Here is a 12,995-nt window from a genome sequence, read left to right on the forward strand (position 1 = left end):
CTACTTCTCCTCTGTCCTATTACTTGCCATATCGGCTGACTGGTCTGCTGCTGTGGCCGCGCCCGTGTCGGGGCTGCCGTTGCCGGGCGATGCGGTGGCAAATTTCGCCAGCCCGGCCCAGCGAGGGTCAAGTATCTCATGCGAGTGGTCAGAACCCGCAATCGCCATCCGTACGCCACATTCGGCACACAATCCGGCGCAGTCGGGCGTGCACAGCGGCTGCAGCGGAAGCTCGATGCCGATGGCGTCGATGATCACCGGTTCCAGGTCGATCGTGTCGTCGATCATCCGGTAGGCGTCGTCGTCATCGGTGGTCTGCTCGGTCGTGCTGTCCGGGTAGGCGAACAGCTCGGTGAGGTGCACGTCCAGCTCGTCGGTGAACGACTCGAGGCAGCGCGAGCACTCGCCCTCGATCGGCGCGACGACGGTGCCGGTGACGAGCACGCCCTCGGAGACGGCCTGCAGCTGCAGGTCGAGCTTGACCTCGGCGCCGACCGGGACACCGATCAGATCGAGGCCGATCCTGTTGACGGTGGTGACGGTGCGCCGCAGCTCACGCATGGTGCCCGGCCTGCGGCCGAGGCTGCGGACGTCCAGCACGAAGGCCGCGTCCGGCTCCCGGCGCGAGGCCGAGCGCGGACGCGAGGCAGAACCGGATCCGGCGGGCATCACGAACTCACTTCACAATTAGGGGGGATTGGGCAACCACACCACGATACGCGAGGCGGGTGCGTCAACCCAAACCGCACGCCATCGCGATCAGCGGCGGTACTCCGTCGCATAGTCGGGCGCGCCTGCGCCCGCGCGCAGCTGATGCCTGCCGCGACCGACGGTCCGCAGGGTGCTGGTGAGGGTCTCCTCGAACTCGGCGAGCTTGCTGTCGACGTAGTGGTCGCATTCCTCGCGCATCGCGTCGGAGTCGGCGTGTGCGGCGTCGATCACCCGCGCGGATTCGGCGTGCGCGGCGCGGACCACCTCGGTCTGCGCGACCAGCCGGTCCCGCTCGACCTCGCCGTCTTTGACGGAGCGATCGTAGGAAGCCTTGCCCGCCTCGATCATTCGCTCGGATTCCATCCTGGCCCTGCTGGTGACGGCCTCGAATTCGGCGTTGCCGTCGGCGACGACGCGGTCGGCCTCGGCCTGGGCGGTGTTCACGAGATGATCGGCGTGCGCACCTGCCTCGGCGACCATCCGGTCGGCGTGCGCCTTGGCGTCGGCGAGGATGCGATCGGCCTCCTCGCGGGCCGAGCCGATGGCATGTGCGGCTTGCTCATTGGCGCTGCTCACCGTCACTTCGGCGGCGGAGCGGGCATCGGAGACGATCTTGTCGCGGATGTCGAGGACGTCTTGGGCGTCGTCGAGCTCGCCGGGCAACGCGTCGCGCACGTCGTCGAGCAGTTCGAGCACATCGCCGCGCGGCACGATACAGCTGCGCGTCGGCGGGATGCCACGCGCTTCCTCGACGATGGCGACCAGCTCGTCGAGTGCTTCGAATACGCGATACATGCTCACTACCCCACTCTCGTACGACTCTTGGCGAACCTCCGCCGAGACCCAGTGTGCCCCTCGTCACGGCTTGTGCCGAGTCATCGTCCGGTGTGTCGTGCCAGTGTCTCGTACGCCACATAAATCAAGTGGAGGATCTGCCTCCACTTGGTGTTAAATTAGTTCAGAAGATCGACAAGGTCTTCGGCTTCGAGCGCAGGCCCCACCGGGCCTGCGGGATTGCAGAAGCCCGAGAGAACGGACAACGCCGTCCATCGAGTATTGACAGGTTTTGAGTGTTCAGTACATGCTGAACAAGCAGTACAACCGGAACCTTTCGAGATTCGATGGGAAGCAAGCGATCACCCTCGCTGTTGTCCCCATCGAAGGCTCATGTTCGATCGGAAAACCCATGACTGTTCTGGATCTAGAGCGACCGGCGGGAGTTGGCCCCACCAGCTTCTTCATGCCGCTCGTCGGCCCGTACCCGGTGTTACCCGGCGCGTCGACGACCGCACGGTTCGAGCAGATGATGGCCTACCTGCGCGGTGACCGGGCCTTCGCCCAGCTGATTCGCTTCGCGCTGGTCGGCGGTTTCAGCAATATCGCCTACGTCCTTCTCTTCTTGGCGATGCACGGCATCGGCTCGCTGATCGCCAACGTGGTCGGCTCGATCGTCAGCACCGTGATCGCCAACGAACTGCACCGCCAGCTCACCTTCCACGCACGCGGCCGAGTCGGCTGGTTCACCGCGCAGTGGGAAGGCGGCGGCTTGGCACTGGTCGGCCTCGCCATCACCACCGCGGGACTTGCGGCCCTTGACGTTTGGGCCCCTGCCATCGGCGGTCCCGCCGAAGCCAGCGCCGTCCTCGGCATCACCGCGGCGGTCGGCGGCATGCGCTTCCTCGCCCTGCGCGGCTTGGTCTTTTGAGAACCACTACCGCAGCCCACCACAGATCAGCCCCGGTTCCGTTCTCCGGAACCGGGGCTGATTTGGGTCTTGGCTGATTCGGCAGTCAGCCGCGACGCTCGGCCAAGCGGTCGAGCAGGCGCTTGTGCACCGACGAAGGGAGCATGTCGGTGACGTCGCCGCCGAAGAATGCCACCTCCTTGACCAGCGAGCTGGACAAAAAGCTGAAGGCGGGATTGGTGGCGATGAAGAAGGTGTCGACGCCGGAGAGCTTCTTGTTCATCTGGGCCATCTGTAGCTCGTAGCCGAAGTCGGTGGCGTCGCGCAGGCCCTTCACGATGGCAGTGATGCCCTGCTCCCGCGCGAAGTCGACGGTCAGGCCGTACCAGGACTCCACCCGGACGTTGGGCAGGTGCGTGGTCGACTCGCGCAGCATCTCCATGCGCTCCTCGACGCTGAACATGCCCTGCTTGTTCTTGTTGATCGAAACGGTGATCACGACCTCGTCGAACTGGGCGGCGGCCCGGTTGAAGACGTCGATGTGTCCGTTGGTCACGGGGTCGAAGGACCCGGGGCACAATGCTCCTGCCATGGTCAGACGCTATCGTGGGGCCCTGGTCCGGCACCAGGGAGGGTGTGCCGATGCACAATGTCAGTCGAATGTCGCCAGCTCGAGCCGCGTTTCGCCGTACTTACGCGGCTTGGTCGCCGAATAGCCTTCCGGCCACTCGATTTCCGGCGATCGACTGCTGCGCTCGATGACCACCAGCGCGCCGGGATGCAGCCAGCCCGCGGTCAACGCGCGCAAGTCGGCCTGCACCGCGTCGGTGTCGACCGCGTAGGGCGGGTCGGCGAGGACGAGATCGAATTCGCCTGCGCCGCCCAGAGCCAGCACGCTGGCGACGGTCCCGATCCGCAGTTCCGCACCGGGCAGCCCGAGGTCGGCGATGTTGCCGCGCACCACCGCCGCCGCCTTGCGATCGGCTTCGACGAGCAACGCGTGCGCGGCGCCGCGGGACAGTGCCTCCAGCCCGAGCGCACCCGAGCCCGCGTAGAGGTCGAGCACGCGGATCCCGTCGAAATCGATCCGCGCGTCGAGCGCGCTGAACAAGGCCTCCCGAACCCGGTCGGAGGTGGGACGGGTCCCGGCGGGCGGCACCCGTAGCCGCCGCCCGCCCGCGGTTCCCGCGACGATCCGGGTCATTCGCCCGAAGACTCGCGCAGGGCCATTTCGATCAGCAGGTCGCCGCCCTCGACCTGCTGGACCTGGCCGATCGCGACCCGGCCGACGGTGCCTGCGCGCGGCGCGGTGATCGCCGCCTCCATCTTCATCGCCTCGATGGTGCCGATGGTGTCACCCGCGGCGATCGCATCGCCTTCGGACACCGCCAATGTGACGACGCCGGCGAACGGCGCGGCGATGTGGCCCGCGTTGCCCTTGTCCGCCTTCTCAGCAGCCGGGATGTCGCTGGCGATGGACCGGTCCCTGACCGCGACGGGACGCAGCTGGCCGTTGAGGACGCACATGACGGTGCGCATGCCACGCTCGTCCGGCTCGGAGATGGCCTCCAGGCCGATGAGCAGGGTGACGCCCTTCTCCAGCTGGACGCGGTGTTCCTCGCCTTGGCGCAGACCGTAGAAGAACTGGTTCGCCGACAGACCCATGGTGTCGCCGTACTTCTCGCGGTGCGCGAGGAATTCGGCGGTGGGTGCGGGAAACAGCAACCGGTTGAGCGTGTCTCGGCGCTGCTCGGAGGTGCCTGCCAGCCCGGCCTCGTCGGCAGCGGTCAACGGGGTCTCCGGCTTGGCCGGACCGCGGCCTGCCAGCGCGCGGCTACGGAACGGTTCCGGCCAGCCGCCCGCCGGGGTGCCGAGTTCGCCACGCAGGAAACCGATCACCGAGTCGGGGATGTCGTAGCGACCGGGATCGCTCGCGAAATCCTCGATGTCGACGCCGGTGCCGACCAGCGCGAGCGCCAGGTCGCCGACCACCTTGGACGACGGGGTCACCTTCACCAGGCGGCCGAGCAACCGGTCCGCCGCAGCGTATTTCGCTTCCACTTCCTCGAAGCGATCGCCGAGGCCGAGCGCGATCGCCTGCTGACGCAGGTTCGACAGCTGGCCGCCGGGAATCTCGTGGGTGTAGACGCGGCCGGTCGGTGCGGGGAGCCCGGATTCGAAGGGCCGGTACACCTTTCGCAGCGCCTCCCAGTACGGCTCCAGGTCGCACACGTTGCCCAGGTTCAGGCCGGTGTCGTATTCGCTGTGCGCCGCGGCCGCGACGATCGCGGAAAGCGCTGGCTGACTGGTGGTTCCGGCCATCGCGGCACTCGCGCCGTCCACCGCGTCGGCACCCGCTTGCCAGGCGGCCAGGTAGGTCGCCAGCTGGCCGCCGGGGGTGTCGTGGGTGTGCACATGCACCGGCAGATCGAAGTTGCTGCGCAGCGCCGTCACCAGGGTGGCGGCCGCGGGGGCGCGCAGCAGCCCGGCCATGTCCTTGATGGCGAGCACGTGCGCACCCGCGTCGACGATCTGCTCGGCCAGCTTCAGGTAGTAGTCGAGGGTGTAGAGGGTCTCGTCCGGGTTGGACAGATCACCGGTGTAGCTCAGCGCGACTTCCGCGAGGGCCGTGCCGGTTTCGCGCACCGCGTCGATGGCGGGGCGCATCTGGTCGACATTGTTGAGCGCATCGAAGATGCGGAAGATGTCGATGCCGGTGGCGGTCGCCTCCGAGACGAACGCGCGGGTGACCTGCTCCGGGTACGGCGTGTAACCGACGGTGTTGCGACCGCGCAGCAGCATTTGCAGGCAGATGTTCGGCACCGCCTCGCGCAGCGCGGCCAGCCGCTCCCACGGGTCCTCGTACAGGAAGCGCAGCGCCACATCATAAGTCGCGCCGCCCCAGGCCTCGATGGACAGCAGCTCCGGCGTGAGCCGAGCCACGTGCCCTGCGACGCCGAGCAGGCCGTTGGTGCGCACCCGGGTGGCGAGCAACGACTGGTGCGCGTCGCGGAAGGTGGTGTCGGTGACGCCAACGGCCTTCTGCGCCCGCAGATCCTGCGCGAAACCGGTGGGGCCGAGACGGAGCAGCCGCTGCCGCGAACCGTCCGGCGGCGGCACCGTCAGGTCGATGGACGGCAGCTTGTCGTGCGGGTAGACGGTGGTCGGCCGCTCGCCGTGCGGCTTGTTGACGGTGATGTCGGCCAGGTAGTTCAGGATCTTGGTGCCGCGGTCAGCGGAACCGCGCAAGGTGAGCAGCTGCGGGCGCTCATCGATGAACGACGTGGTGACCCGGCCTGCACGGAAGTCCGGATCCTCGAGCACCGCCTGCAAGAACGGAATGTTGGTGGTGACACCACGAATTCGGAACTCGGCGAGTGCCCGAGCGGCCCGCGACACCGCCGCGGGAAAATCGCGGCCGCGGCAGGTGAGCTTCACCAGCATCGAGTCGAAGTACGCGCCGATCTCCGCACCCAGGTTGGCGCCACCGTCGAGCCGGATGCCTGCACCGCCCGGGGTGCGGTAGGCGGTGATGCGGCCGGTGTCGGGGCGGAAGCCGTTGGCCGGATCCTCGGTGGTGATCCGGCACTGCAGCGCCGCGCCGCGGATGGTGATCGCCTCCTGGCTGAGGCCGAGCTGTTCGAGGGTCTCGCCCGCCGCGATCCGCAGCTGCGACTGCACCAGATCGACGTCGGTGATCTCCTCGGTCACCGTGTGCTCGACCTGGATGCGCGGGTTCATCTCGATGAAGACATGGTTGCCGCGCTCGTCGAGCAGGAACTCGACGGTGCCCGCGCAGCTGTAGCCGATCTGTTTGGCGAAGGAGACGGCGTCGGCGCAAATGCGGTCGCGCAGTGCGGGATCCAGGTTCGGCGCCGGCGCGAGCTCGATCACCTTCTGGTGGCGGCGCTGCACCGAACAGTCGCGCTCGAACAGATGGATCACGTTGCCGTGCTGATCGGCCAGGATCTGCACCTCGATGTGGCGCGGGTTCACCACGGCCTGCTCGAGGAACACCGTCGGATCGCCGAACGCCGACTCGGCCTCGCGGGACGCGGCCTCGATGGACTCGCGCAGCTGCTCGGCGGCGGCGACCCTGCGCATGCCGCGGCCGCCACCACCGGCGACCGCCTTGACGAAGATCGGATAGTCGAGCTGCTCGGACGCGGCGATCAAGGCGTCCACGTCGGCGGACGGCGCGCTGGAGCGCAGCACCGGTAGGCCTGCCGCCTTGGCGGCCTCGATGGCCCGCGCCTTGTTACCCGCGAGCTCGAGCACGTCCGCGGAGGGACCGATGAAGGTGATGCCCTCACGAGCGCAGGCCGCCGCAAGATCCGGGTTCTCGGACAGGAAGCCGTACCCGGGGTACACCGCGTCGGCGCCCGCCGACTTGGCCGCGTCGATGATCGCGTCGATCGAGAGGTACGCCCGGACGGGGTGCCCCTGTTCACCGATCTGGTAGGACTCGGCCGCCTTCATCCGATGCACCGAGTTGCGATCCTCGTAGGGGAAGACCGCCACCGTCCCTACGCCGAGCTCGTAGGCTGCGCGGAAGGCCCTGATGGCGATCTCGCCGCGATTGGCTACCAAGACTTTCGTGAACATTGGCCTAAGGTACCCGCCCCCGCCCACCTCACAGACACGGAAGGGCCCTTCGCAGGCATCTTCACAACCCGGTCGGACAGCGTTGCGAAGTTGCGTTCACGGTGCCGTCACATCGGCCCGCCGCGCGGCGGCCTATGCTCGTGGATGCAGCTGGTTCACCGGTGCGCGCGAGATGGAGCCCCGACGTCGCGCAACGGAGTCGAGCTCGGTCAGCCGGAAACGGGTGGGCGGGTGAGAGGGAACCCGGTGAGAATCCGGGACTGTCCCGCAGCGGTATGCAGGAACGACCGCCGTCAGACGCACTGAGTTCACCGACTTGGGAAGCGACGGCCAGTAGGTCGGCCGATACGGCCGGTGCCTGTGAGTCCGAAGACCTGCCAACTGTGCCGGATACGCCGTATCCGGCGACCACCGCCTCGTGGATTTGGGCGCGCGGTTCTACCAGTGCTGATATGTCGGGCTCTCCTGCCGGGATTCTCTGGCGTGTCACTTGGTCTAACCGCACCGCCCTGTGGCGATGGTTCGCGACGACCTCAGCACTGGAGAAACATCGTGACTGTTGTACAGAAGACACCGTTCACCGCAACGGTTCTCGGGCTACCTCGGGTGGGGCCGCGGCGTGAGCTCAAACGAGCCACCGAGGCCTATTGGGCAGGCAAGATCGACGCCGATCAGCTGCACGCCGTTGCACGCGAGCTGCGGACCGCCCAACTCACCGAACTGCAAGCGGCGGGCCTGGATTCGATTCCCGTCGGCACCTTTTCGTACTACGACCAGGTGCTCGACACCGCCTTGCTGCTCGGCGCGCTGCCGCCGCGGGTGGCCGGGATCGCCGATCCGCTCGACCGCTATTTCGCCGCGGCGCGCGGCAACGCTGGGTCTGATCTAGAAGCGGGGGTCGAACCGCTGGAGATGACCAAGTGGTTCGACACCAACTACCACTATCTGGTGCCCGAAATCGGCGAGGACACCGCGTTTTCGCTGAACCCGGAGAAGCTGCTGCACGAGGTGCAGGAGGCGCTCGAGCTCGGCGTCTCCGCGCGGCCAGTGGTGGTCGGCCCGATCACCTTCCTGAAGCTGGCCAAGGCCACCGGCGGCGCCGCGCTGGATCGGCTCGCCGAACTCGTTCCGCTCTACCGCGACCTGCTCGGCCGGCTCGCCGCGGCGGGCGTCAGCTGGGTGCAGATCGATGAGCCGGTGCTGGTCACCGATCTCACGGCGGACGAAATCGCGCTGGTGCGTAGCACGTACACCGAGCTGACCGCGCCGACAGAGCGGCCTGCCATCCTGGTGGCGACCTACTTCGGGCACTCCGACGGCGCGCTGACCGCGTTGGCGGACACCGACATCGAGGGTGTCGCGCTCGACTTCACCTCCGGCACCGATGTTTCCGATGTCGCCTCGGTGCCTGCGCTGGCGAGCAAGCTGCTTGTCGCGGGCGTCGTCGACGGACGCAACGTGTGGCGCGCCGACCTCGACAAGTCGCTGGCCACTCTCGGCACCCTGCTCGGTTCCGCCGGGTCGGTGGCGGTGTCCACCTCGTGCTCGCTGCTGCACGTGCCCTACACCCTGGCCGTCGAAACCGATCTGGACGACGCGCTGCGGTCGTGGTTGGCGTTCGGCAACGAGAAGGTGGCCGAGGTACGCCTGCTCGCGACCGGACTGACCGAAGGTCCCGACGCGATCGGCGCGGAACTCGCCGAGGCGCGGGCGGCGCTCGCCTCCCGGCAAGCCGACCCGCGACTGAACGACGGACAGGTCCGCGCCAGGCTCGCCGCACTCGGCCCGGACGCCGTCAAGCGGGCGCCCGCCGAGGAACGCCGTGTGCTGCAACAGGATCGGCTGCAGTTGCCGACGCTGCCGACCACGACGATCGGGTCGTACCCGCAGACCTCGGCGATCCGGGTGGCCCGCGCCGAACTGCGCAAGGGCCAGATCGACGAGGCCGAGTACGTCCGCAGGATGCGCGCGGAGGTCGCCGATGTCGTTGCGCTCCAGGAGCAGCTGGGCCTGGACGTGCTCGTGCACGGCGAGCCGGAGCGCAACGACATGGTGCAGTACTTCGCCGAACAGCTCGACGGCTTCGCGGCCACCGAACTCGGCTGGGTGCAGTCCTACGGCACCCGCTGCGTGCGGCCGCCGATCCTGTTCGGCGACGTGACGCGGCGGACGCCGATGACGGTCGAATGGATCACCTACGCCCAGTCGCTCACCGACAAGCCGGTCAAGGGCATGCTCACCGGGCCGGTGACCATTCTGGCCTGGTCGTTCGTGCGTGACGACCAGCCGCTCGGTGATTCGGCGCGGCAGGTGGCGCTGGCGATCCGGGACGAGACGGTGGACCTGCAGGCGGCGGGCATCCGGATCATCCAGGTCGACGAGCCCGCGCTGCGCGAACTGCTGCCGCTGCGCGAGGCCGACCAGCGGGCCTACCTCGACTGGTCGGTGCAGTCGTTCCGGCTCGCGACGTCCGGCGTCTCGGACGCCACGCAGGTGCACACCCACCTGTGCTATTCGGAGTTCGGCGAGGTGATCGACGCGATCGCGGGGCTGGATGCCGACGTCACCTCGATCGAGGCGGCTCGCTCGCGGATGGAGGTCCTCGACGACCTCAACGCCGCAGGCTTCGACCTCGGCGTCGGTCCCGGCGTCTACGACATCCACTCGCCGCGGGTGCCCAGCGTTGAGGAGATCACCACCTCGCTGCGTGCGGCGCTGAAAGCCGTTCCCGCCGAAAGGTTGTGGGTCAACCCCGACTGCGGCCTGAAGACCCGCGGTCAGGCCGAGGTGGAAGCCTCACTGCGCAACATGGTCGCCGCGGCCGCCGCGGTGCGCTGATCCAGCGGTCGGTGCCCCCTCCGCCCCAGCTAGAGGGGGCACCGACCATTTTCCTCGAAATCCCCGCCGCTCAATCGATTTCAGGCTCAGGACGCGGGCGCTGTCGCCGCCGCGACGTATACCTCTCGCATGGCTCCGCGGCCCGCTTGACCGGCTGCTGCTGCGACCTGGAGCTCATCCCCCGCCGCCACGCCGTATGACACCCCGGACAGCGATCCATGTCTACCCCTCCTCGCACATCATGACCCAACCCGAAATCCCCTGATACAAGTCTTCGACGCGCGAAGCTTCCATTCGGTTCCGCTATATCCCCAGGAAATTTCCGTGGATTCGGCTGTCAGCCCTCCAGGCCGAAGGCGCGGTTGATGGTGGCCATGTCGAAGTAGTCGTGCCAGGTGGTGATGGTGTCGCCTGCTACTTCGAAGAAGCCCATGACCGGAAGGGGCGTGGTTCGGCCTGCGCCGCGGAGGGTGTCGGTGCGGGTGTTCATGACGATGTTGCCGTTGGCGACCTGGTGGTGAATGTCGAAGTCGATGGCGTCGAAGGTGGTGAGGAAGCCTGCGATGAAGTCGCGGATGGCGGGGCGGCCGATGAGGGGCTCCATCGGGATGTTGTGGTAGACAGCGTCTTCGGCGAAGAAGGCGCTGATGCGGTCCGGGTCGGGATCGGACCAGCTGCGGCACATGTCGCGGACGAGTTCGTCGGGGGTTGGCATGGGCGTTGCTCGCTTCCTGATACCGAGACGACGCCTGCGGCGTCCTACCGCCTCCGATTCAACCAAGCACTTGCTAGGTGGGGGCGGGTTTGCGAATCTCGCCCGCGACAGTTCCGCTCACCGGAATCAGCGGCTGCCGCTGACCGCCAACTCTCGTTGCGGCACACCGGTGTACTCGGACAACGGCCGGATCAGCGCGTTCGACGCGGACTGCTCGACAATGTGGGCGGTCCAGCCGGTGATCCGGCTCATCACGAAGATCGGCGTGAACATCTCGATGTCGAAGCCCATCAGGTAGTAGGCCGGACCCGCAGGGAAGTCGAGATTCGGCTTGATGCCGGTCGTTTCGGCCATCGTCCGTTCCAGCTCGGCGTACATGCGCAGCCAGCGCTGCCCACCGGTCACCTCGACGACCTGCTCGAGCGCGTCCCGCATGGTCGGCACCCGGGAATCACCGTTCTTGTAGACGCGATGCCCGAACCCCATCACCTTCTGCTTGGCAGCGAGCTTGGCGCGCAACCATTCCGCGGCCAGTTCCGGCGCATCGATCTCCAGCATGGTGCGCATCACCGCCTCGTTCGCACCGCCGTGCAGCGGCCCCTTCAGCGCGCCGATGGCCGCGGTGACCGCGCTGTACAGGTCCGACTGCGTCGAGGTGACGACGCGCGCGGCGAAGGTCGAGGCGTTGAAGCTGTGCTCCGCGTACAGGATCAGCGAGATCTCGAAGGCACGAACGATCCGTGGATCGGGCGCCGCACCGAAGCACATGGTCAGGAAGTTCTCCGCGAAACCCAGATGCGAGTGCGGCGCAATGGGATCCAGGCCGCGCCTGCGGCGCATATCGGCGGCGATGACCGTCGGCAACACCGCGGTGAGCCGCAAGGCCTTGGCCAGCAAGGCCCGCTGCGACGGCGCGGCACCGAGATCTTCCTCCGGATCCTCGGATCCGAGATAGCTGACCACCGTCCGCACCACGTCCATCGGATGGCACGAGGCAGGCATCCTCTCGATCAGCGAAAGGACTGACCGATCGACGCGCCGCTGCGCGCGCTCGCGCTGGCACAGCAGCGCAAGCTGCGCGGCATCGGGAAGTTCGCCGTACCAGAGCAGATAGGCGACCTCCTCGAACGAGCAGTGCTGCGAAAGATCTTGCACCGCATAGCCGCGATAGGTCAGTGAATTGGTCTCGGGCACCACCTTGGAGATGGTGGTCGTGTCGACCACCACGCCGGCCAGGCCCTTCTTGATCTCGGTCATATCTGCTCACTCACTACGGGTGAAGTTGAAGATTCCGGAGTCGAAGTCGTTGTACCGCTGGTAATCCAGCAGCTCGTACAGGCGCGACCGATGCTGCATTCGGTCGAGCAGGCCGAGTTGGGTTCCGCTGGTGGCGATCTCGCGTAACCCATGCTCCACCGCGAACATGGCCAACCGCAGCGTGGTCACCGGATAGATGACGGCGTTGTAGCCGAGCTCGTCGAGCTCCGCCGCGGACAGCAGCGCGGACTTGCCGAACTCGGTCATGTTGGCGAGCAGCGGAACATCCACCGCCGCACGGAACTTCGCGAACTCGGCGGCATCGGCCAGCGCCTCGGTGAAGATGAGGTCGGCGCCGGCGTCCGCGTACGCCTTGGCCCGATCGACGGCCGCGTCCAACCCCTCGATGCCGCGGGCGTCGGTGCGTGCGCAGATCACGAAGTTCGGGTCGCGCCGCGCCGAGACCGCGGCGCGCAACCGGCGCACCATGTCGGCCACCGGCACCACGGCCTTGCCGTCGAGATGCCCACAGCGCTTGGGGTTCACCTGATCCTCGATGTGACAGCCCGCCAGCCCGGCGTCCTCGAGCACGGTGATGGTGCGTGCCGCGTTCATCGGTTCGCCGAAGCCGGTGTCGGCGTCGATCAGCACCGGCAGATCGGTGACACCGGCGATCTGCTGCCCGCGCGCGCTGACCTCGGTGAGCGTCGTCAACCCGATGTCGGGCAGCGCGAGCTCGGCCGAGACCACCGCGCCGGAGACGTACACGCCCTCGAAGCCGAGTTCCTGAACCAGCTTGGCCACCAAGGGATTGAAGGCGCCGGGCAGCCGCTGAATGCGCCCGGACGTCAGCCCGGCGCGCAGCGCCACTCGCTTGTCGGCCGCGCTCGTCGCCGCCGCTAGTAGCCCGGTCACTCGACCCACCTTCCTGCGGACGTCGCCCGCAACCGCGCAGTGCTCGATCCGGTCGAGGTGCTTGATCGTTTTAAGCTGACGGGATGACCGAGGACGCACGCCCCATGCCCTACCGACTGATCACCGGCAAGGACGACGCCGCCTTCTGCGAGCGGATCAGCGCACTGCTCGACGAGGGGTACCTGTTGCACGGCTCGCCGTCGGTCACCTTCAACGGCACCGATGTCATTGCGGCCCAAGCGGTCGTGTGGGGACCTCAGTAGCGACCGC

The 12,995-nt window shown here is 67.5% G+C and carries 11 protein-coding genes and 1 riboswitch; of the genes, 3 read left to right on the forward strand and 8 right to left on the reverse strand.

The genetic code is table 11. From position 1 onward, the window contains the following. Together NA11_RS21880 and NA11_RS21885 are read right to left on the reverse strand one after the other, a co-directional pair. The gene (locus tag NA11_RS21880) at nucleotides 1-669 is read right to left on the reverse strand and encodes a YceD family protein (RefSeq protein ID WP_069163825.1); all 669 of its coding nucleotides are present in this window, start codon (nucleotides 667-669) and stop codon (nucleotides 1-3) included. Nucleotides 670-759: 90 nt separating this feature from the next. Beyond that, the gene (locus NA11_RS21885) at nucleotides 760-1,506 is read right to left on the reverse strand and encodes a DivIVA domain-containing protein (protein ID WP_069163826.1); all 747 of its coding nucleotides are present in this window, start codon (nucleotides 1,504-1,506) and stop codon (nucleotides 760-762) included. A gap of 391 nt (nucleotides 1,507-1,897) precedes the next feature. Here NA11_RS21885 and NA11_RS21890 point away from each other — a divergent pair, with 391 nt between their 5' ends. After that, entirely contained in the window at nucleotides 1,898-2,416 is a 519-nt protein-coding gene (locus NA11_RS21890) for a GtrA family protein (protein WP_084654933.1), read from the forward strand. Between the two features lie 85 nt (nucleotides 2,417-2,501). Here NA11_RS21890 and coaD read toward each other — a convergent pair whose 3' ends face one another. From coaD to NA11_RS21905, 3 genes are read right to left on the reverse strand one after another with little or no spacing between them, the layout of a single operon-like run. Continuing rightward, nucleotides 2,502-2,987 (reverse strand): pantetheine-phosphate adenylyltransferase, encoded by a 486-nt coding sequence (gene coaD / locus NA11_RS21895; RefSeq protein ID WP_069163827.1) that lies wholly within the window; start codon nucleotides 2,985-2,987, stop codon nucleotides 2,502-2,504. Between the two features lie 60 nt (nucleotides 2,988-3,047). Then, nucleotides 3,048-3,599, reverse strand: a complete 552-nt coding sequence (rsmD, locus tag NA11_RS21900) for a 16S rRNA (guanine(966)-N(2))-methyltransferase RsmD (RefSeq protein ID WP_069163828.1) — start codon at nucleotides 3,597-3,599, stop codon at nucleotides 3,048-3,050. Then, entirely contained in the window at nucleotides 3,596-7,000 is a 3,405-nt protein-coding gene (locus NA11_RS21905) for a pyruvate carboxylase (RefSeq protein ID WP_069163829.1), read from the reverse strand. The genes rsmD and NA11_RS21905 overlap by 4 nt, the downstream gene beginning before the upstream one ends. Before the next feature lie 189 nt (nucleotides 7,001-7,189). Next, nucleotides 7,190-7,396: riboswitch (cobalamin riboswitch) on the forward strand. A gap of 153 nt (nucleotides 7,397-7,549) precedes the next feature. On the opposite strand from NA11_RS21905, the gene metE reads away from it, so the two are divergent. Further along, nucleotides 7,550-9,838 (forward strand): 5-methyltetrahydropteroyltriglutamate--homocysteine S-methyltransferase, encoded by a 2,289-nt coding sequence (gene metE, locus NA11_RS21910; RefSeq protein WP_084654935.1) that lies wholly within the window; start codon nucleotides 7,550-7,552, stop codon nucleotides 9,836-9,838. A 337-nt stretch (nucleotides 9,839-10,175) separates the two neighbouring features. Here the strand turns inward: metE and NA11_RS21915 are convergent, their stop codons facing one another. The 3 genes from NA11_RS21915 to prpB form a co-directional block, all read right to left on the reverse strand. Further along, nucleotides 10,176-10,553, reverse strand: a complete 378-nt coding sequence (locus NA11_RS21915) for a nuclear transport factor 2 family protein (protein ID WP_069163831.1) — start codon at nucleotides 10,551-10,553, stop codon at nucleotides 10,176-10,178. A 126-nt stretch (nucleotides 10,554-10,679) separates the two neighbouring features. Further along, the gene (locus NA11_RS21920; protein ID WP_069163832.1) at nucleotides 10,680-11,810 is read right to left on the reverse strand and encodes a bifunctional 2-methylcitrate synthase/citrate synthase; all 1,131 of its coding nucleotides are present in this window, start codon (nucleotides 11,808-11,810) and stop codon (nucleotides 10,680-10,682) included. 6 nt (nucleotides 11,811-11,816) lie between these two features. Next, nucleotides 11,817-12,725: a methylisocitrate lyase gene (gene prpB, locus NA11_RS21925; RefSeq protein WP_069163906.1), complete on the reverse strand. Its 909-nt coding sequence runs from the start codon at nucleotides 12,723-12,725 to the stop codon at nucleotides 11,817-11,819. Between the two features lie 83 nt (nucleotides 12,726-12,808). On the opposite strand from prpB, the gene NA11_RS21930 reads away from it, so the two are divergent. Next, on the forward strand, nucleotides 12,809-12,988 hold the full coding sequence (locus NA11_RS21930; RefSeq protein WP_069163833.1) for a DUF1737 domain-containing protein: 180 nt from the start codon (nucleotides 12,809-12,811) through the stop codon (nucleotides 12,986-12,988). Nucleotides 12,989-12,995: the final 7 nt, after the last annotated feature.

This window comes from Nocardia altamirensis NBRC 108246, from assembly GCF_001612685.1.
GTDB classification, from domain to species: domain Bacteria; phylum Actinomycetota; class Actinomycetes; order Mycobacteriales; family Mycobacteriaceae; genus Nocardia; species Nocardia altamirensis.

What these genes read in the sequence shown, in the direction of transcription:
- NA11_RS21920 (WP_069163832.1), bottom strand. Translation starts at nt 11,810, where the DNA reads ATGACCGAGATCAAGAAGGGCCTGGCCGGCGTGGTGGTCGACACGACC.
- NA11_RS21930 (WP_069163833.1), top strand. Translation starts at nt 12,809, where the DNA reads ATGACCGAGGACGCACGCCCCATGCCCTACCGACTGATCACCGGCAAG.
- rsmD (WP_069163828.1), bottom strand. Translation starts at nt 3,599, where the DNA reads ATGACCCGGATCGTCGCGGGAACCGCGGGCGGGCGGCGGCTACGGGTG.
- NA11_RS21905 (WP_069163829.1), bottom strand. Translation starts at nt 7,000, where the DNA reads ATGTTCACGAAAGTCTTGGTAGCCAATCGCGGCGAGATCGCCATCAGG.
- NA11_RS21880 (WP_069163825.1), bottom strand. Translation starts at nt 669, where the DNA reads ATGCCCGCCGGATCCGGTTCTGCCTCGCGTCCGCGCTCGGCCTCGCGC.
- coaD (WP_069163827.1), bottom strand. Translation starts at nt 2,987, where the DNA reads ATGGCAGGAGCATTGTGCCCCGGGTCCTTCGACCCCGTGACCAACGGA.
- NA11_RS21890 (WP_084654933.1), top strand. Translation starts at nt 1,898, where the DNA reads ATGACTGTTCTGGATCTAGAGCGACCGGCGGGAGTTGGCCCCACCAGC.
- NA11_RS21885 (WP_069163826.1), bottom strand. Translation starts at nt 1,506, where the DNA reads ATGTATCGCGTATTCGAAGCACTCGACGAGCTGGTCGCCATCGTCGAG.
- NA11_RS21915 (WP_069163831.1), bottom strand. Translation starts at nt 10,553, where the DNA reads ATGCCAACCCCCGACGAACTCGTCCGCGACATGTGCCGCAGCTGGTCC.